28 protein-coding genes are annotated in these 18,439 nt (G+C 58.4%); all 28 read left to right on the forward strand.

Annotated features, from left to right (window positions below; translation table 11 throughout):
* Positions 1-2: 2 nt before the first annotated feature.
* The 28 genes from GTF44_RS11765 to GTF44_RS11900 all read left to right on the forward strand — a co-directional run bounded on the left by GTF44_RS11765 (position 3) and on the right by GTF44_RS11900 (position 18,435).
* A complete protein-coding gene (locus GTF44_RS11765; protein WP_171563843.1) occupies positions 3-2,150 on the forward strand; it encodes a transposase domain-containing protein in 2,148 nt (715 codons plus the stop codon).
* A 72-nt stretch (positions 2,151-2,222) separates the two neighbouring features.
* On the forward strand, positions 2,223-2,966 hold the full coding sequence (locus tag GTF44_RS11770; RefSeq protein ID WP_171558933.1) for an AAA family ATPase: 744 nt from the start codon (positions 2,223-2,225) through the stop codon (positions 2,964-2,966).
* Entirely contained in the window at positions 2,963-3,199 is a 237-nt protein-coding gene (locus tag GTF44_RS11775) for a hypothetical protein (RefSeq protein WP_171558932.1), read from the forward strand. Before GTF44_RS11770 ends, GTF44_RS11775 begins: the two co-directional genes overlap by 4 nt.
* A complete protein-coding gene (locus GTF44_RS11780; protein ID WP_171558929.1) occupies positions 3,196-3,783 on the forward strand; it encodes a hypothetical protein in 588 nt (195 codons plus the stop codon). Before GTF44_RS11775 ends, GTF44_RS11780 begins: the two co-directional genes overlap by 4 nt.
* Positions 3,780-4,151 (forward strand): hypothetical protein, encoded by a 372-nt coding sequence (locus tag GTF44_RS11785; protein WP_171558926.1) that lies wholly within the window; start codon positions 3,780-3,782, stop codon positions 4,149-4,151. Before GTF44_RS11780 ends, GTF44_RS11785 begins: the two co-directional genes overlap by 4 nt.
* Positions 4,148-4,465: a hypothetical protein gene (locus GTF44_RS11790; protein WP_171558924.1), complete on the forward strand. Its 318-nt coding sequence runs from the start codon at positions 4,148-4,150 to the stop codon at positions 4,463-4,465. The genes GTF44_RS11785 and GTF44_RS11790 overlap by 4 nt, the downstream gene beginning before the upstream one ends.
* Positions 4,458-4,679 carry a hypothetical protein gene (locus GTF44_RS11795; RefSeq protein ID WP_171558669.1) on the forward strand — a complete coding sequence of 74 codons (222 nt, stop codon included), beginning with the start codon at positions 4,458-4,460 and terminating at the stop codon, positions 4,677-4,679. Before GTF44_RS11790 ends, GTF44_RS11795 begins: the two co-directional genes overlap by 8 nt.
* Positions 4,676-5,281 carry a DUF3164 family protein gene (locus GTF44_RS11800; protein WP_171558921.1) on the forward strand — a complete coding sequence of 202 codons (606 nt, stop codon included), beginning with the start codon at positions 4,676-4,678 and terminating at the stop codon, positions 5,279-5,281. The genes GTF44_RS11795 and GTF44_RS11800 overlap by 4 nt, the downstream gene beginning before the upstream one ends.
* 4 nt (positions 5,282-5,285) lie before the next feature.
* A complete protein-coding gene (locus GTF44_RS11805) occupies positions 5,286-5,741 on the forward strand; it encodes a regulatory protein GemA (RefSeq protein WP_171558918.1) in 456 nt (151 codons plus the stop codon).
* On the forward strand, positions 5,738-5,986 hold the full coding sequence (locus GTF44_RS11810) for a hypothetical protein (RefSeq protein ID WP_171558915.1): 249 nt from the start codon (positions 5,738-5,740) through the stop codon (positions 5,984-5,986). The genes GTF44_RS11805 and GTF44_RS11810 overlap by 4 nt, the downstream gene beginning before the upstream one ends.
* Positions 5,983-6,369: a helix-turn-helix domain-containing protein gene (locus tag GTF44_RS11815; protein WP_171558913.1), complete on the forward strand. Its 387-nt coding sequence runs from the start codon at positions 5,983-5,985 to the stop codon at positions 6,367-6,369. The genes GTF44_RS11810 and GTF44_RS11815 overlap by 4 nt, the downstream gene beginning before the upstream one ends.
* A 90-nt stretch (positions 6,370-6,459) precedes the next feature.
* Positions 6,460-7,071 (forward strand): holin-associated N-acetylmuramidase, encoded by a 612-nt coding sequence (locus tag GTF44_RS11820; protein ID WP_171558910.1) that lies wholly within the window; start codon positions 6,460-6,462, stop codon positions 7,069-7,071.
* Positions 7,062-7,637 carry a holin family protein gene (locus tag GTF44_RS11825; RefSeq protein ID WP_171558907.1) on the forward strand — a complete coding sequence of 192 codons (576 nt, stop codon included), beginning with the start codon at positions 7,062-7,064 and terminating at the stop codon, positions 7,635-7,637. The genes GTF44_RS11820 and GTF44_RS11825 overlap by 10 nt, the downstream gene beginning before the upstream one ends.
* Entirely contained in the window at positions 7,634-7,984 is a 351-nt protein-coding gene (locus GTF44_RS11830) for a DUF2730 family protein (protein WP_367383368.1), read from the forward strand. The genes GTF44_RS11825 and GTF44_RS11830 overlap by 4 nt, the downstream gene beginning before the upstream one ends.
* The gene (locus GTF44_RS11835) at positions 7,981-8,280 is read left to right on the forward strand and encodes a hypothetical protein (RefSeq protein WP_171558905.1); all 300 of its coding nucleotides are present in this window, start codon (positions 7,981-7,983) and stop codon (positions 8,278-8,280) included. Before GTF44_RS11830 ends, GTF44_RS11835 begins: the two co-directional genes overlap by 4 nt.
* Position 8,281: 1 nt before the next feature.
* Positions 8,282-8,818, forward strand: a complete 537-nt coding sequence (locus GTF44_RS11840; RefSeq protein WP_171558902.1) for a phage protein Gp27 family protein — start codon at positions 8,282-8,284, stop codon at positions 8,816-8,818.
* Positions 8,818-9,150, forward strand: a complete 333-nt coding sequence (locus tag GTF44_RS11845) for a hypothetical protein (protein WP_216364960.1) — start codon at positions 8,818-8,820, stop codon at positions 9,148-9,150. The genes GTF44_RS11840 and GTF44_RS11845 overlap by 1 nt, the downstream gene beginning before the upstream one ends.
* Positions 9,147-10,583 (forward strand): terminase family protein, encoded by a 1,437-nt coding sequence (locus GTF44_RS11850; RefSeq protein WP_171558899.1) that lies wholly within the window; start codon positions 9,147-9,149, stop codon positions 10,581-10,583. The genes GTF44_RS11845 and GTF44_RS11850 overlap by 4 nt, the downstream gene beginning before the upstream one ends.
* Positions 10,583-12,109 carry a DUF935 domain-containing protein gene (locus GTF44_RS11855; RefSeq protein ID WP_171558897.1) on the forward strand — a complete coding sequence of 509 codons (1,527 nt, stop codon included), beginning with the start codon at positions 10,583-10,585 and terminating at the stop codon, positions 12,107-12,109. The genes GTF44_RS11850 and GTF44_RS11855 overlap by 1 nt, the downstream gene beginning before the upstream one ends.
* The gene (locus tag GTF44_RS11860) at positions 12,102-13,310 is read left to right on the forward strand and encodes a phage minor head protein (RefSeq protein WP_171558894.1); all 1,209 of its coding nucleotides are present in this window, start codon (positions 12,102-12,104) and stop codon (positions 13,308-13,310) included. The genes GTF44_RS11855 and GTF44_RS11860 overlap by 8 nt, the downstream gene beginning before the upstream one ends.
* A gap of 346 nt (positions 13,311-13,656) precedes the next feature.
* Entirely contained in the window at positions 13,657-14,631 is a 975-nt protein-coding gene (locus tag GTF44_RS11865; protein WP_171558891.1) for a phage protease, read from the forward strand.
* A gap of 6 nt (positions 14,632-14,637) precedes the next feature.
* Complete coding sequence (locus GTF44_RS11870; protein ID WP_171558888.1) at positions 14,638-15,549, forward strand: Mu-like prophage major head subunit gpT family protein; 912 nt, start codon at positions 14,638-14,640, stop codon at positions 15,547-15,549.
* A gap of 11 nt (positions 15,550-15,560) precedes the next feature.
* A complete protein-coding gene (locus tag GTF44_RS11875) occupies positions 15,561-15,941 on the forward strand; it encodes a hypothetical protein (RefSeq protein ID WP_171558886.1) in 381 nt (126 codons plus the stop codon).
* A gap of 281 nt (positions 15,942-16,222) precedes the next feature.
* Positions 16,223-16,678 (forward strand): gp436 family protein, encoded by a 456-nt coding sequence (locus GTF44_RS11880; protein WP_171558883.1) that lies wholly within the window; start codon positions 16,223-16,225, stop codon positions 16,676-16,678.
* 2 nt (positions 16,679-16,680) lie between these two features.
* The gene (locus GTF44_RS11885) at positions 16,681-17,124 is read left to right on the forward strand and encodes a phage virion morphogenesis protein (protein ID WP_171558880.1); all 444 of its coding nucleotides are present in this window, start codon (positions 16,681-16,683) and stop codon (positions 17,122-17,124) included.
* A complete protein-coding gene (locus GTF44_RS11890) occupies positions 17,121-17,666 on the forward strand; it encodes a hypothetical protein (protein ID WP_171558878.1) in 546 nt (181 codons plus the stop codon). Before GTF44_RS11885 ends, GTF44_RS11890 begins: the two co-directional genes overlap by 4 nt.
* Positions 17,666-18,205 carry a phage baseplate assembly protein V gene (locus tag GTF44_RS11895; protein WP_171558876.1) on the forward strand — a complete coding sequence of 180 codons (540 nt, stop codon included), beginning with the start codon at positions 17,666-17,668 and terminating at the stop codon, positions 18,203-18,205. Before GTF44_RS11890 ends, GTF44_RS11895 begins: the two co-directional genes overlap by 1 nt.
* Entirely contained in the window at positions 18,205-18,435 is a 231-nt protein-coding gene (locus tag GTF44_RS11900; protein WP_171558873.1) for a hypothetical protein, read from the forward strand. Before GTF44_RS11895 ends, GTF44_RS11900 begins: the two co-directional genes overlap by 1 nt.
* The last annotated feature ends 4 nt before the right edge of the window (positions 18,436-18,439 follow it).

The following is an 18,439-nucleotide window of genomic DNA, read 5'->3' on the forward strand; positions in this document are numbered from 1 at the left end:
CGTTGCCTACGCTAAGCCCGGAAAAGGTTTGGTGGACTGCCACCGAGATCGCTGATGCCCGGCTACCAGACGTGCCCAATACTCGGCAGAACGTCGACGCGCTTGCAAAGCGATCGGGATGGCGCGAGCACCCGGAATGGTGTCGCCAACGTTCAGGCAAGGGTGGAGGTTGGGAGTACAACTGGCAGCTCTTTCCGATCGCGTCGCGTCGCAAGCTCTTGAACGATACAAGGCTCCCAGATCAGGCCCGACAGGATGTCGCGCCTGATTTGGCTGATATGCAAGCCTACTACGAGAGCCTGCCCGAAGCCGTCAAAGCCAAGGCGCAACTCCGCAAAAAGGTGTTGTGTGAGGTGCTGACGCACGAGCGCTCGGGCCTGACGCGATTTTTTGCGGTGAGCCAAGTGGCGCTTATGCATGATATCGGCGATCGCACGATTTGGAACTGGTTCAAGCTGGTTAGGGGGCATCCTGAAGCGGATTGGCTCTACCTTCTCGCGCCGCGCAACAAGGCGGGTGCGCGCAAAGAGCCGTCTGCGCAATGCAGCCCAGAGTTTATGGACCATTTAAAGGGTCTGTTTCTGCAGCTTGAAGGCCCGACTTTTGCCCAGGCATGGCGCGATGCCGAGAAGATTGCTCGCAACAACGGCTGGACCGTTCTGTGCGATCGCACCGCGCGCCGCCGCCTGAATGAGCAGGTGCCCCGGGTCGTTCAAGTCTACGCACGCGAAGGCATCGCCGGGCTTGAGCGATGCTTCCCGCCGATGATCAGATCGAAGCTCGACATGCATGCGATGGAGCATGTGAATGCCGACTGCCACAAGTTCGATGTCTTCACGGAATGGGATGACGGCTATATTGATCGCTGCCAGATCGTTGCCTTCCAGGACATCTATTCGGGTAAGGTTCTGAGCTGGCGCATTGACCATACGCCCAACGAGGCTGCAGTAATGTCAGCCTTCGGAGAAATGGTCGAGAACTGGGGTATCCCCGAGCATTGCACCTTCGACAACGGCCGCGAATTCGCCGCCAAATGGCTGAGCGGGGGCGTGAAGACGCGCTATCGCGGCAAGGCGCGTGACGACGATCCGATGGGCGTGTTGCCACTCCTCGGCATTCAAATCCACTGGGCCACGCCCGGCCATGGTCAGGCCAAGCCGGTCGAGCGGACCTTCCGCGACTTTGCCAGCGACATTGCCAAGGACATCCGCTTTGCCGGTGCCTATGTCGGCAATCGGCCAGATGCCAAGCCGGAGAACTACAAATCCCGCGCCATTCCGATCAAAGACTTCATTCGGGTGGTTGATGAGCGCATCAAGGAACATAACGCTCGTGTCGGCCGGATGTCGGAAACCGCGAATGGCCGCAGCTTCGATATAACCTTTGCCGAGAGCTATGAGCGCTCAGCCATTCGCCGTGCCACCGATGAGCAAAAGCGCCTCTGGCTGATGGGTCAGAAGACGCTGACCATGCAGAAGAACCACGGCCGCATTCACGCCTTCGGTAACTATTTCTGGTCGGACTGGATGTCTGAATATGCGGGCAAACGCGTCATCGTCCGCTTCGACATCGAGGATCTGCAATCGGGCGTCTATATCTACGAATTGACCGGCGAGTTCATGGGCTTTGCTCCATGCCAGCTTGCCAAGGGCTTCCGCGACCTCACGGCAGCGAAAGAGAACGCCCGCGCCAAAGCGCAATTCCGCAGGGCGCATCGCAAACTGCTGACGGCCGAGCGTCGCCTCAGTCAGAAAGAGATCGCAGCGCAGCTTGATGCGATCCCGGCCTCTGATCCGGTTGTCCCTGAAAACAAGATCGTGGCTATGCCCAAGGGTGATGCCCGACCCGTGGCCGCCCGCGTGGCGCGTCCTGAATACGAGGACAAGATGACGCCAGAGCAGGAGGCCGAAGTCATCGCCTTCCAAGAGCAGTTCTATGCGGAACAAGAACGCAAGAAGGCCAAAGCTAAGGAAGAAGAGCCGATCGATCGCTATCGCCGCGCTGTGACGCTCGAACGAGAGTTATCAGCCGGGAAGGACATCGGCGCAGGATTGGCCAACTGGCTGCGGGGCTACCAAGGATCCCCGGAATACTTCGCGCATCGCGACATGCACCAAGACGTTGGAGATCACTTCGTGTGGTTTGAGTGAAGCCGCCGCGCGGGCTGCAACCCGCGCGAACGGCAATGAAACGGGCGGCAAGGCCCAGAGACAGGAGGAAAGATGTCAGAGACGAACCAGCTTTACAACAGCGTTGCGCCGCTCAGGAATGTGACCGCCCTGGTCACCCTGATCCATCGCGTCAACGAGCGCGCCTTGGGGTTGCCTGGCATGGCCACTTTCTATGGCTATTCGGGCTACGGCAAGACCACGGCTGCGGTTTACGCCGCAAACAAGTTCAACGCGCTCCAAGTTCAGGTCAAAGAGAGTTGGACGGGCAGGAAACTGTGCCAAGCGATCCTTGGTGAAATGAGCCTTCAGCCAGCCAAGACGATTGCCGATATGGTCGATCAGATCGCCCAGGAGCTGATGTTCTCCGAAAAGGTGCTGATCGTGGATGACGCGCAGTATCTGGTCAAGCGCAGCATCATCGGGATCCTGCGGGACATCTATGAGAGCAGCGGTAACACGATCATTCTGATCGGCGAAGAGAACCTGCCGCAGGATCTACAACGCTGGGAAAACATCCATGGCCGCATGCTGGACTGGGTGCCTGCATTGCCCGCGTGCATGGCGGACCTCGACCATCTGGCGACCCTGTATTGCGCGGATGTGGCGCTTGATCCTGCTTTCAAGGAACACCTGCTCAAAGCCTCACAGCATTCTATTCGCCGCGTCTGTGTAAACCTCGGTCGCGTTGCCGAGTTCGCCCGGACTCGGGGCGTCGAGCGAGTGGATCTTTCGACGTGGGGAGATCAGGCGTTCTTCGCCTGCGCCGCGCCCAAGCCTCGGAGGGAGCTAGCATGAGCGATTTTCAGTTCAATGCTGATGTGCTGCGTGGACAGATGGCCGAAGCCCTCCTCTACGCCGACGAAGATCATACGATGTGGGTAGTCGCTGAATTCGCGGAGCGCGCTGACCCCAAGAGCGTTGAGAACCTCGCCGCGTGTTTTCAGCCTCATGAGCATGATCGCTCAGAAGTCGTCGCGTTCTTGCGCAATCTCGCCGACCTCATTGAAGCGGAGGGGAAATCAGTATGACCCGTAAACCTATCGATCAGTTGAACAAAGAACCAAAGCCGCAGGGCATGGACGGCGTCTGGGCCGAAATCCGTCGCCTGAACACCTTCACCAAACGTGAAATCCACGAGAACACCGACATCCATAACAAGACGATCACGGACTACGTGAAGCGTCTCATGGCAGGCGGTTACGTTGAGGAGCATTCCACCTTCGAAGACAGTGGCCGTTACGTCCTGGTGCGTGATGCAGGAATTCATCCACCGCGCATTCGGCCTAACGGTCAGCCCGTCACCCAGGGCAAAGGTACGGAGAATATGTGGCGGTCAATGCGGATGCTCGGGCAGTTCACACCGCGCGACATCATGGTGCATTCGACCACCGACACCGTGTCTGTCACCGAGGCTACGGCAAAGAGTTATTGCTCGATGTTGCTGAAGGCTCAGTATCTGCGCGTTATCCAGAAGGCCGTGCCCGGCAAGCGGCAGGCCACCTATAAGTTCGTGCGTTACACCGGGCCGCTGCCTCCCCAAATCCAGCGCGTGAAGCAAGTCTTCGATCCGAATATCCGTGAAGTCACTTATTATCCGGGAGCCGCCCAATGAGCGCGCCCTTGGAAACCGTGACACAAAGCTGGGGCGCAGATGCGCCGGATTGGGTGATCCGCCTCGCCGAAGAATGTTCAGCCAGTTCGCAACGTCAGGTGGCCGGTCGTCTCGACCGCTCGGGCGCATTGGTCAACCAAGTGCTGAAGAACAAATACAACGGCGATCTGGCCGCTGTCGAAGACTGCGTGCGCGGCGTGTTCATGAACGGCACGATTGAATGCCCGGCGCTCGGATCAATACCCTCGAATGAATGCCACGACTGGCGAAAGAAGTCCCGCCAGTTCGGTAACGCCAACATGCTGCGCGTCCGCATGTTCCGTGCCTGTAATCACTGCCCTCGAAACGCAAGGGAGAGCCAATCATGAGCGATTTGCATTCCAAGATCGTGACACTTGCCAAGAAGCGTATCCCACCGACACAGATCGCCAAGCTGGTAAAGTGCTCGCAGGACAAGGTCTATTCTGAAATCCGTAAAGCGCGCACGCGGGGTGAGGTCATCCCGTATTTCAAAACAGCGATGACCGAGACTTCCAAGCGCCCCGGTTCCTCAGTGGTCTTGCCTGATCGACTTCATGAGCTTTTGACACTTTACGAGCAGACCAAGGAGTTGACCCCTGGCGAAGCTGCTACGTCTCTCCTTGAGGCAAGCCTGCTTTCGAAAGCGGTGTCTCATGGCTGAGCGTTGGACCGAAGCAGAGATGCTTGGCTTAGCTGCCAGCGGCGTCACCAAGGTGGACCTGCTCGGTCAACGGGGCACCACGCTGGTGACGTGTGAGGAGGTCGCCGCGATGGCTGCGGTGATCGCCCTTTCCGGCACCCTCTCGCCTGTCGATGCTCGGATCGACGCGGGCACATACCCTGAATTCAGAACCACACGAAAGGAACGGACATGATCCCCGAAGGATACATGCAAGACGCCCAGGGCAACCTTGTACCGGAAGCGAAAGTGAAACCGGAACACAAGCTCGAGGACGAGCTGGTGCGTCGTCTTGCCGGGTCCGCGCAGTCGCTCCGTAATTCCCTGTCGGCCTTTAAGGGATCTGCACTGGATGAGGCGGATGCCTTCCGCGCCCTGGTCGCCGAGAAATATGGTGCGAGCAAAGGTGGCGCGAAGGGCAACATGACCTTGCGCAGCTTCGACGGAAAGTTCGAGATGCAGGTGGCTGTCTCCGATAACCTGTCATTCGGACCGGAGCTGCAAGCCGCTAAGGAGCTGATTGACACCTGCGTCGAGCGCTGGTCGGAGGGTGCAAACGACAACATTCGTGCGCTGGTTAATCACGCCTTCCAGGTCAACACGGAAGGCCGCATCGACACTGGCCGCGTGCTGGGATTGCGCCGCCTGGATATCGACGATGCCGAATGGAAGCGCGCAATGGATGCGATCTCAGACGCGGTGCGCGTGACCAGTTCCAAGACTTACATCAGGTTCTACGAGGTCGATACAGAGACCGGCATGCGCCAGCCAATCCCGCTAGACCTGGCGGCGGTGTGATCCATTGAAAACCTCCCGCTCGCTCCAGCAACAAATCCACATCGCATGTCGCGATCTCGGCCTTGATGCCGACGCCCGTCACAATATCCAGATCGCGGCCTGCGGTAAGGCATCGATGCGCGACATGTCGGAAGCGGACCTGCAACTTGTGGTCAATCACCTGAAAGAGCGCGGTTGGAAAGGCGGGTTTAAACGGGGTGTTAAACGGCGCGATTACAAGGCCGCGCCCCGTGGCGATTTGCGCCTCGTGCATGTACTCTGGCGCAAGCTCGGCGAGGCAGGTGCCCTGCACGAACCCGGTCGCGCTGGCCTCAACAAATTCATCCGCTCGCGCTTTGAGGGGACATGGAAGTCGGTACCGATCGACGTGGACACCCTGCGCGACCATCGCCAAATCAGCCAGATCATCAATGCGCTGAAGGACTGGTGCGCCCGTGAAGGTGTAGAGCTGAAGCGGTGAAGAAACCCGTCGTGCATATCACGGATCACGCCCTGGTGCGGTATCTCGAGCGCGTTCTACTGGTTGATGTCGAACGCCTGCGCCGCCGGATCGGCCGCAAGATTGACGCGCTGTTGATCGAAGAACTGCCCGATCCGAGCGGCGTTACTGTGAATGGCGTCACTTACAAGCTTCGGGGCAAAGCCGTCACGACCTGCGTACCCGTCAAGAAACGCACCCGTCGAGGGCAACGGCGGCGCAAATGAACAAGAGCTTCAAGCCATATCTGCCGGGTGTGCTGGCCATGATCGCAGAGGAGATCAGCGAGCAGGTTGCTGTGCGCTTGGCAGAGGCGAGAGGCGGACGGGCCGTATATGTGCCCAAGACACCCAAGCCTGGTTCTGAACTGTCGCAGATCGTAGGCCTCGAGGCTGCCAAGCAACTCTCCAAGCTGCTCGGGCATGGAACGCTCAAGGTACCTTGTGGCAATATCGGCGGTGCTGGTGGACGGCGCGCACGGATCGAGACGCTATGGCATCAAGGTCTCAGCCATGCCCAGATTGCTGCCGAGGTTGACGTGCACACGAGAACTGTGGAACGTGTTGTCGCGTCACTGCGCGACGACAGTGAACCCAAACTCCCCTTTTAGCGCCAAAGACGAGTGATCCCGACAACTGTCGGGGCGCGTCTCGAACGCCCGATTGCTTAGGTTCCTCCTCAAGCAAACGGAGCAAACGAGATGAAGTCTGTCAGACAAATCGCGGAAGAGATTGTTGCGCGCGAAGGTGGCTATGTGAATGACCCTGATGATCCGGGTGGAGCCACAAACTTCGGCGTCACCATTCACACCATGCGACGATTGGGCTTGGACCTGGACCGCGATGGAGATGTCGATGCACGTGATGTGCGGGCGCTGAAACGCGACCAAGCCGTTGATATTTTCATCCGCCATTATTTTGAGAAACCGCGCATCAACCTGTTGCCCGAGCCGCTGCAAGCATCGGTTTTCGACATGTATGTGAACGCAGGCAGCAATGCGGTGAAAATCCTGCAACGGCTACTGAGTGAATTCCAGGAGCCGGTCACCGTCGATGGCGCGCTCGGACCTCAGACTGCAGCCGCCGCGAGACGGGCATTTGCCAAAGCCGGTGTCCATTTGGTCGACGCTTATGGCATCGCCCGGCGCAACTACTATTTCCGGATCGCTGACCACCGCGCAGCTTCGCGCAAATACGCCCGTACCCGCGCTGGCGGTAAAGGCGGCTGGATTCGACGCGCCGAAGAGTTCATCAGCGCGCAATTTCACATGAGCGATTCAGAGTTTCAGCGGAGGGTTTCGGCATGGGCATGATCGGACGGATTTTGACAGGGCTTTTCGGCGGCGGTCGGAATGTGGTGGCCGAGACGGCCGAGGTGTTCCGCGTGAACGCGGAGGCCAGCGCACAGCGGCAATCGGATTATGCTCAGGCCGCGCTGGCGCAATTCGGCACGGAGTTTCAGATTGAGCGCAAGGGGTGCTTTGACCGCTTCATAGATGGTCTCAACCGATTGCCGCGCCCGCTGATGGTCGTGGCGACATTCGCGCTGTTCGCATCAGCGATGTTCGATCCGATCTGGTTTGCGGAGCGGATGCAGGGGTTGGCACTGGTGCCGGAACCACTCTGGTGGCTCGCAGGCACGATCGTCGCCTTCTATTTCGGTGGCCGTTTCCAAATCAAGGCGCACGAGTTCCAGCAAACAGTGGCTCAGGCGACAGCGATGGTTCCGCAGGTCATGGAGAACATCAGCCGTCTTCGCGCGTTGCGGCATGATAGCCCCGGTGTGGCCGACACAGGGACAGATACTGAGCTGACCGTTGCGTCGATCGAACCCAGCGACAACCCGGCCGTCCAGGCTTGGCGGGAGGCATCTGCGTGACACTAGACATCGACACCGGTCTGAAGCTGGCAAGTTTCGGACTATCTATTGCCGCCATGGTCTATGCCTTTTTCGTCAACCGGCGAAAGGATGTGGATGAGCGTTTCCGAGAAGGCTCCAATCGGATGGACCGCCACGAGAACCGGATCGCGACGATTGAGCAGACCGTCCAGACCATGCCTGGCAAGGACGACATGCATTCCCTTCAACTCGAGCTGGTCAAGCAGACCGGCTCTCTCAACGAAATGCGCGCGGTGATGGAGGGCAATGCCAAGATCATGGCACGCCTCGAGGCCATTGTGAGCCGCCATGAAGATCACCTACTCGAGGGAGGTAAAGGTAAATGAACGACTATGTAGGCACCCTTTCCAAACACCGTCGCCTGACAATCCTAAAATTCCTCTTGGACAGCCCTGAATACACCTCGAACGCCTCAATCATGGTCGAGGTTTGCAATACTTTCGGCGTCACTTCCACGCGTGACCAAGTGGCCGGTGAAGTGGCCTGGCTGAAAGAGCAAGGCATGGTGACGTTCGAAGATCATGGCGACTTTATCGTTGTGACCGCCACGACGCGCGGTGTCGAGATCGCCCAGGGCAAAGCCCGCCATGACGGAGTGCAGCGTCCTCGACCGGGAGTGTGATATGCCTCCTCGCCGCAAGATTGATTTGTTGCCGAGGGAGTTTCGGCAATGGCTTCAGGATGAGCTGAAGGACCGAGGTTTCTCAGGTTATGACGAGCTGACGGAAGCGTTGAATTTCCGTCTTGCTGATGAAGGTCTGGAATTACGGATCGGCAAAACGGCTGTTCACGCATATGGTCAGGAATTCCAGCAATACGCGGCAATGCAAGAGCAAGCCCAGGATGAAATCCGTGCCTTCCTTGAAGAAGCCAGCCTGAAGGAAGAGGTCGATGTGACCTCGGCGCTGTTTCAGCAGCTCACCACGATCCAGTGGCGCTTGCAGATGATGATGGCGGATCCCGATCAACTTCCCGACCCGCGTGGTATGAAAGACCTGACCACCGCGCTTAACAACCTGATCCGGTCAACCAGCCTGCGTGACGGCATCTTGAAAGCCGAACGTGCCGCGCAATCCGAACGCTTAGACCAAGCGGTGGCCTCCGGGCAGATTGATCGCGCCGCCGCTGAGAAGGCTCGCGAGATCATGGGGTTTGGTTGATGTCCTATGACGACGAGAACTGGTGGGGGGAGCGCCACGGTTATGAGGTACACGTCGACAATGAGATCGGACACCTGTGGGTCATCCATGATGGCAAGGTCACCTGGGATCAGCTTCAGGCGATCAAGAATGAGGTGTGGGGCTGTGATGCCCGCGCGATCGAAGTCTACCCGGCCGAGGGTGATGTGGTAAATTCACTGCACTGTCGTCACCTCTGGCGGCTCGGCCCCGCCGATTTTGCACCTGACCTGCTCGGCAACGATCAGGCACAAGACAGCCTTGCCGCACGCTACATGAGTGCCTGGGCCGAAGCTCGCGAGGCAGGCGCATGAGTGTGGAGCCGGTCATTGACTTTCTTCCTTATCAGAAGGCGTGGATAAAGGATAAGTCCCGCTTCAAGGTTGGTATGATGACGCGCCGTGGGGGCAAGACGTTCGCGACCTGCGGCGAAGCTGTTGACGACTGTACTCAGGCCGAGATTGAGGGGCGCAAAGAACGCTGGACAATTCTCAGCCGATCGGAGGGCACGGCCAAAGAGGCGATCGAAGATGCCGTAAAGCCGATGACCAAAGCATATTATTCGGTCTACTCGACGCTGGCCAAGCATGGGGAACCCGAGTTCAGCGAAGAAGACTTTATCGTCCCCGCCCACACCAAGACCCTCAATCAGGGCGATCGCGTGTATGAAGTCCATGTCGAGGAAGCAACATACAAAGTCCAGGAAGTGCGCTTTCCCGGCGGTTCCAGAATATCTGCCATATCTGCGTCGCCGGATGCTGCCCGTGGTTATGGCGGCAACCTCATTCTTGATGAGTTTGCCTTTCACCGAGACAGCCGCAGGATCTGGGCCTCGGCTTTCCCCGTTGCCGCACGCGGGAACCATAAGATCAGAGCTATTTCGACACCAAACGGTAAAGGGAACAAATTCTACGAATTGATGACCACCACAGAAAATGGTTGGTCCAAACATCACGTCGACATTTACGAAGCCGTTAAACAGGGCCTCGATGTTGATCCAGATGAGCTGCGAAGGGCGCTGAACGACGAAGACGCCTGGGGTCAGGAATTCGAACTCAAGTGGATGGATGCTGCTTCTGCGTGGCTGACTTACGATCTGATCTCGTCTTGTGAAGATGTTCGCGCGGGTCATCCTTCTGTTTACCGAGGCGGTCCATGCTTTGTTGGCGTTGATATTGCCGCGCGCAACGACCTGTTTGTGATCTGGGTTTGTGAGGTGGTCGAAGGACAGCTCATCACCCGCGAGATTATCGAAGAGAAGAAGATCAAGTTCTCAAAGCAGGATGAGTTACTTGCCGGTGTTTTCCGGCGGTATCGTGTTGTGCGGTGCTGCATGGACCAAACCGGCATGGGCGAAAAGCCGGTCGAAGATGCGAAGGCCACCCATGGCGAGGATCGGGTGGAAGGCATCTTGTTTGGCGTCGCATCCAAGCTTGATCTTGCAACCGGTCTGAAAGAGACAATGGAAGAAAGAGGGCTTCTTATCCCTGAAGGCCAGCCTCTTCTGCGTGCCGATTTGCATGCAATAAAATCAACTGTCGGCGCGACAGGTGTTCGGCGGCTTGTCGCGGACGGGGATACGGATGGTCACGCCGACCGTTTTTGGGCCGCAGCCTTAGCCGTTGAGGCGTCCCAGACAGAGTATCAACCCTATGTTTATCGCCCTGTCCCACCAGGTGGGGGAAAAGATGTGCGCCGCCCGATTAAGCTGACGGCCGGGTTCCGGACACAGAAAGGAGTGTGGTGATGGCTTATCAACTTGTGGACCAATATGAGCGCCCGGTGCGCAAGAAGCTTCTGACCGAGCGTATTGCTGAACCAGGCATCACATCCATTCGCACGGCATGGGCGCACTCTGTTGCATCCGGCCTTACACCATCTCGTCTGTCATCCATACTGGCAGCCGCCGCAGAGGGCAGCCTCTATGATTATTTGGTACTGGCCGAGGAGATGGAGGAGCGCGATGCGCACTATGCCTCCGTGCTGGGTGTGCGCAAGCGCGCCGTCTCCGGTGTCGCCCCGATCGTCGAGCCTTCCTCTGATGATCCGCGAGACGTGAAGATCGCTGATGATGTTCGGACCAATCTGGCCCAACATGACAGCTTCACCGATCTGGTTGAGGATATGCTTGATGCGCTCGGCAAAGGTTTTTCGCAGGTCGAGCTGATTTGGGGCCGTGGCAAACGCACTTGGTGGATCGAGGAATTCATTCACCGGGATCCCCGCTTCTTCATGTTTGATCGAGATACCGGCCGGGAAGTGCGCCTGATCGATGAGAGTGACATGGTTAACGGGCTGGCGCTCGAGCCGTTCAAATGGATCAGCCACAAGGCCAAACTCAAGTCCGGGTTGGTCGGCCGAGGTGGTTTGGCGCGCCTCATTGCTTTCGGTTGGATGTGTAAGAGCTACACCCTGAAAGACTGGATCGCTTTCATTGAAACCTATGGCCTGCCGCTGCGCCTTGGCCGATATGGGGCCAGCGCCACTGCCGAGGATGTCGAAACGCTCTTCACTGCTGTTGCCAACATCGGCACCGATGCTGCCGCCGTTTTGCCTGACAGTATGCGGATCGACTTCGAGCAGATCGCCGGTGGCCCAGGCAATGACATCTTCGAGAAACTGGCACGCTGGGTAGATGAGCAGACATCGAAGGCGGTGTTGGGTCAAACCATGACCTCGGACAATGGCTCCTCAATGGCGCAGGCGCAGGTGCATAACGAGGTGCGCCATGACGTAGCTCAGTCAGATGCGCGCTCGGTTTCCGGCACGCTGAACCGCGACTTGATAAAGCCCTATGTCGATCTCAACTACGGGATCCAGGAGCGTTACCCCCGTCTGTCGATCCTCGTCGAGGAAGTCGAAGACACTGACATGATCATGAAGAACGCCTTCCGCATGATCAGCCAGGGCCTGCGCGTCAAACAATCGGAGCTGCGATCCAAACTGGGCTTTTCCGAACCGGACGATGACGACGAGGTGATCGGCGGTGTGAAGCCAGCGGCCAAAACAGCCGAGGCGCGTAACCGGGCAGAGCCGGATGACCCATATGCGGATCTCGACGAGGTGGAGGATGATCTCTTTGCCGATTGGGAGGAGGTCATGGGCGATGTGCTGGAGCCTGCGCTCGCGCTTCTGGAAGGGGCATCCAGCTATGACGAGGCCCGCAGGATCATCTCGGATGCTTTCCCACAGCTCGGCGATAAAGCCATGATTGAATCCCTCGTTAAAGCCTCTGTTAAATCCCGTGCGTCTGGCGAGGCCGAGGATGACTGAGTTCTCGGATAAGCCGGGCTACGCATTCAACCCTGGTGCGCCGCCCGAGGTGGCGTCCTTTTTTCGCAACAAAGGGCTACGGCCGAGTTTTGATTGGCAGGATGTCGAACCTGAAGAGCATGCCGTGGCTTTCTCGGTTGCCAAGGCCATGCAGGTCGATGTGCTGGAGGCGATCCAGGGCGCATTGCAAGAGGCTATCGACGAAGGCATTCCCTATGAGCAGTTTGCCAAAGATTTGAAGCCACGCTTGCGCAAACTCGGCTGGTGGGGCGTTAAAGAACAGGTTGATCCGGTCACTGGCGATGTGCGCAAGGTACGGCTTGGCAGTCCGCGCCGTCTCAAGACAATCTATCGGGCGAACATCCGGTCGGCCCGTGCTGCAGGTCAGTGGGATCGCATCCAGCGCACGAAGGACGCCTTGCCCTATCTGATCTACCTGCTTGGCCCCAGCGAAAACCATCGTCCGCACCATGAGGCCAAGGAAGGTCTGGTGTTGCCCGTAGATGACCCGTTCTGGCAGAGTTGGTATCCGCCCAATGGCTGGGGTTGCAAATGCCATGTGCGCCAGATCACCAGGCGCGAGGCCGAGCGACGCGGGATCTCGGACAGCCCGGAGATCCCGATGCGAGAAGTCTTCAACCGGCGCACTGGCGAAATCAAGCGCATCCCTTCCGGCATCGATCCCGGCTGGGAGATGAACCCCGGCCTTTACCGTCAGCGCCAGATGGAGCGCTTCCTAACGGGCAAGTTGGATGCGGCCGATCCGGCAGTTGCGGGTGCTGCCGCGCGGGACATGGCCGCAAGCTGGCGGCTGCGGCGCATTCATGAAGGCAGTGCTAAGGGCGCTGTCCCTGTGGCAGTGTTGCCCGATGAGCTAGCCTCAGCGATCAGCGCGCGCACCCGCGTCGTCCAATTCTCCGACTACACCGCCGAAAAGACCCGGCGCAAACATGGCGAGGCGACAGCAGAAGAGTTTGTCCGCGTGGCGGATCTGCTAGAGACTGGCTCAGTGGCTCGGGAGGTCTCCTCCACCGGCACGGAAAGTCTGATTATCGAAGGTGGTGCCGATCGGCGTTGGCGTCTGGTGCTGAAACGCACGGTGGTGGGTGATGAGATTTTCCTCAGCACCTTCCATCGAACAACGCTGGCCAAATGGCGCAGACTTCTTGAGCGCGATGGCGTCGATCTGGTGAGGGAATAAAGCGTCTGGAAGGACGGTGTCTCCTTCGCGGCTCGAGACCGGCTGCCCGCTTGGCTCAGACGCAATCCAAGCATAAGCAATCTGCCCCGGATTTTCAACCGAACCGACCCTGTCATGGAGCGGAGCCTCAAACGTGGGCAAGGGTCTATACAAGCTTCGCCGTTAAACAGGGTTTAAACGGGTCAGGAGCGACCTTGAGAAAAATTCCGGCCCACAGTAGCGTCTGACCAATGATGGCCCTCTCCGGCCCTCTGAGCGCTTGACCCAAAACCATCACTGACACGCAGTCTTACCCCCGACAACTGTCGGGGCGCAATCGCTTGTAGGAGCGGGGCATTGTCGCCCCATGACAGTGAACACTTCCGTGCAAACAATAGCGTTGGCGCTGAATGCGTCTGGTGATGCTGTGCCAGACTGGATTCAGCTCACACCGGCAGGCCCAGACATTGAGGGGCGTGACGGTCGCAAATGGGTTTTGCCGAACCCCGAAGAGGTCGTCGCTGCGTTCAAACGCAACGCTGCGGATCTGCCTGTGGACTTCGAACATGCCACGCAAGTGAAAGGTCCCAAGGGCGAAGCGGCCCCTGCGATTGGCTGGATCAAGGATTTGGAAGTTCGGAGCGGCGCGATCTGGGGCCGTGTCGAATGGAACGAAGTTGGTCGACAGGCCATTGCATCCAAAGGCTATCGCTACATCAGCCCTGTGTTCACTTTCAAAAAGGCTGCAGGCGACATCCTCAAGATGCTCTCTGCCGGTCTGACCAATCAACCCAACTTGCAACTCGCCGCTCTCAATACTGAGGGCGATCAGGAGGAACCTGCCATGAACAAGGCGATCCTTGAGGCCCTTGGCCTGTCTGAGGGCGCATCTGAAACGGATGCCCTGACGGCGATCAACAAGCTGAAATCCGACGAGGCCACCGCGCGCAATCGCGCCGAAAATCCCGACGCCTCAAAATTTGTGCCTCGTGCTGACCACGATCTCGCGTTGAACAGGATCAAGAAGTTCGAGGACGCCGAAGTAGAACGCGAAGACGAAGCAATCAACACTGCCGTCGACGCTGCCATTGAGGCGGGCAAAATCGCTCCAGCCAGCCGTGACTATCATGTAGCCGCCTGCCGCGACGAAGGCGGTCTCGAACGCTTTCAGAAGATGGTCGAGGCCAGCCCCGAGATCGCTGCCAAAAGCGACCTCGATGGCAAGAAGGTCGAAGCCCAAAACAAAACCGCTCTAACCGACGAAGAGCTGGCCACCTGCCGTGCCCTGGGGATGACCGAAGAGGACTTCGCCGCCGCCAAGGCTGACGAGAACAAGGAGTAAACCGCCATGATGGTCACAGCCGCATCCCTCACCGCCCTTCAGGTCGGTTTCAAGAAGAACTTCCAGGACGCGTTCACCGCAACCCGGCCTGACGCTGACTTCACCAGCGTCGCCACGGTGATCACTTCGACTTCCAAGTCGGAAACCTATGGTTGGCTCGGCAAGTTCCCGAAGATGCGGGAATGGGTCGGTGCCCGCGTGATCAAGGACATGGAAGCCAAGGGCTACACGATCACGAACAAGGACTTTGAGTCCACCGTTGGCGTCGAGCGCAACGACATCGAGGACGATAACTTGGGTGTCTATGGTCCACTGATGCAGGAGATGGGGGTTAGTGCCGCGCAGCAGCCTGACGACTTGACCTTTGGCCTGATGGCCCAGGGTCGCGTTGAGACTTGCTATGATGGCCAGTACTTCTTTGACGGTGACCATCCCTCGTTTAACGAAAACGGCGATGCAATCACCGTCTCCAACGTCGATGCTTCCGGCGCGGTTGGAAACCCCTGGTGGTATCTGCTCGATGTGACCCGGCCGTTGAAGCCGATGATCTATCAGGAACGGAAGAAGCCCCAGTTCGTTGCGAAGACCGATCCGCAGAACTCCGATCATGTCTTCATGAATAAGGAGTTCCTCTACGGCGTCGATGCCCGCAGCAATGTGGGCTTCGGTCTCTGGCAGATGGCCTATGCGTCGAATGCGGCGCTTGATGGCGACAGCCTGGACGCGGCGATCGAGAAGATGCGCGGGCTGCGCGATAGCAACGGACGCCCGCTGGGCATCAAGCCGAGCCTGATGGTGGTTGGTCCCAAGCTGCGCTCCGCTGCAAACAAGACCGTCAAGGTCATGCTGGGCGCAGGCGGTGCGTCGAATGCCAATTACGAGGCGGTCGATGTTCTCGACACGCCGTGGGTCGCGTGAGGAGCTGAGCTATGACTGGTAAGTTTCTAATTGCTGCCACCGTCGCCGCTGGTTTCTGGCGCTGCGGTCGGCATTTCACCGAAAGTGGCATCTTGGTTGATGCAGCCGACTTCACCGACGAGGAGTGGGAGCGCCTGAAGGCCGAGGTCAAACTTCGCATCAAGGAGGCATCGGACGACGATGCCGCCGCGATCAAGGAGCGGCTTGAGAAGATCGCTGAAGCGGTCTCCGCGTTCTCAGCCGAGGACTTCCAGCGTGACGGTAAGCCCAAGCTCGACAGCTTGAACGCCCTTTTGAGCGACGAGCTGGGCAAGATCACAGGCGCAGAACGCGACCGCGTCTGGGTCGCCATGACAGAAAACGGGTTCAAAGCACCAACTGCTTCGAGCTGACCAATACCTGAGAGAGGGGCAACTGGTCCGGGCCGCAAGTCCGTCAGCACCCATAGACCGCCGGTTTGAAAGCACCCTCGGGGCACCGGCGCAGGGGACGCCAAGAGTGTAGCGCAAAGCGAAGCCCCCAACACGCCACGACCTGGGCATGTCAGAAAACTGCCCCCGAATTCAAACCCGACACGCGGGCGAGCAGACATCCCCCAGGTGGCGCGCGTCGGATCAGCCCGGTCGGCGGAATGGCAGCACCGCTGGCCGGGTAACTCAAACAGAGGAAGATCATGGCCTACGCCACGCAGCAAGATATCATCACGCTCTATTCCGAGGACGCGCTCTATGTTGCGGATCGGGATGGTGATGGTGTGGTTGATGCCGATGCTGTGACCCGCGCTTTGACCTCAGCCTCTGGCGAAATCGACAGCTTTATTGGCGTGCGCCACTCCCTACCGCTAGATTTGGCTGATGCGGTCGCAGCCCAAGAGCTGTTGAAGCAGTTCTGTGTGGATATCGCGCTCTATCGGTTGGCGTTGTCCCGCGATGTACTCTCTGAAGAACATCGCCGCCGCTACGAAGACACGATCAAGCACCTCGAAAAGATCGCCAAAGGCACCGCGTCCTTGAACCTGCGTGGTCCTGTGGATCCCAACACCGGGGAAGCCACTCACACCTCACCCCGTCCGATCGTGGCCGGTGGGCCTCCGCGTGTGTTCACACGCGAGAAAATGCGGGGTCTGTAAGCATGGCTGGTGTAACTGCATCCCTGACGACCGAAGGACTTGACGCGGCAATCAAGCGGCTGAGCCGTCTCGAAGGTTTCCAAATGGCCGAGTTGACCGACGCGGCCGGTGCAATTCTGGAAAGCTCCACCCGCAATCGCTTCGACACTAAGACCGCCCCGGATGGTGCGGCCTGGGTGCCTTGGTCCGAAGCCTATGACGACACCCGCGAAGATCGCCATTCGCTGCTCGTTGAAGAGGGTGATCTACGCGACAGCATCGCCAGTTACTCAAGCGGCGGCGAAGTCCATGTGGGATCGAACCTGATTTACGCCGCGCATCATCATTTTGGCGGCGATGAGATCGGCAGCGGGATCCCAGCGCGTCCTTATCTCGGGATCTCCGATGAAGACGAGATCGATCTGGCTGATCTGGTCACCGGCAAACTGGAGGAGCGTCTGCAATGAGCGACACACTGCTTTCCGACCTGCCCAAGACCGTCAGCACAATGGTTAAGTCCTTCATGCCTGATCTGGCCGAATGCAAACCGCACGCGGGCAAATTCTCGCTTGAGGAGTTGAAGCGCAAAGGTTTGCCGTCGCCCTCGGTCCTGGTCTCGGTTCTGGGTGCAAAGCAAGACACCACTTATGCCGGACACGCCAACACCTTCATGTTGCAAATGGCGGTCTATGTCGTGGTCAGGGATGGGCTGGGAGCGCCGCGCGACGTGCGTGCAGCGAACATCTGTCAAAAGATCCTGTCATTCGTTCCTGGTCAAAACTGGGACAACCCGGCGATGGGCGAAGCCCGCAACGTCCGAATGCATACGCTTGTCTCCTCCAAGGCCAAGGATCATGCAGTCTCGCTTTGGGCCGTGACATGGGATCAACCGATCAGCTTCTTTCAGCCTGAAGCGCGACCGCTCGGAGTAGAGCTGTATGTGGCGCAGGTGTCTGGAGACGAGCCTGAGGTCGAAGAAGACTACACCCAAATCGGGGGGCAAGGCTGATGTCTGAAGCGCTCGCCGAAGCGGATCGCCGTATCGAGAACATCGTCCGCGTAGGCCGGATCGCTTCTGTCGATCCTGGTACCGCCACCGCCATCGTTGATTTTGGCAGTTTTTCATCACCGCCTTTACCCGTTTCTCAACTGCGCGCCGGTGGGATGCAGTTTTGGTGGATGCCCACAGTTGGGGAGCAGGTGATCGTCATATCCGAGAGCGGTGAAATCGCTCAGGGCTGTATCGCAGCCTCGATCTATGCGGGAAACGCACCAAGCTCCGACGCCGCCGTCCCGCAAATCAACTTGGCCGGTGGTGAGATGATCATCAAGGGAACGCTCAACGTGACCGTCGATGTGAACGTTGAGGGCGACGTTCATGTTGGCGGTGATGTTCAGGTCGGCGGGGACGTTCACGTTGGGGGCGCTGTTCATGTTGGCGGTGCTGTGCTGGCTAACGGCGACGTCTCTGCCAAGGGCGTCAGCCTTGCCAACCACACCCACAGTGGCGTCGAGCGTGGACCTTCCAACACAGGGAAACCGATCTGATGAATGAAAAGAAAGATTACACCGTCAAAGCCGATGGCTGGGTTGCAGGCAAGTGGCGCGCCAAGGGCAGCACCGTGTCTCTGACCGCTGTCGAAGCCAAGTACGAAAACGTCACTCTTGTGTTGATCGGCATCGATCTGGCTGGAGGCGCTGACGAAACCGTTGTCACCGAGATCTCGGCAGACAAGGCAAAAGCTGAAACTAACAAACGGAGCCGCACCAAGAAATGATCGG

It is taken from the genome of Roseobacter sp. HKCCD6576-2 (assembly GCF_013179285.1).
GTDB lineage: Bacteria > Pseudomonadota > Alphaproteobacteria > Rhodobacterales > Rhodobacteraceae > Rhodophyticola > Rhodophyticola oceani.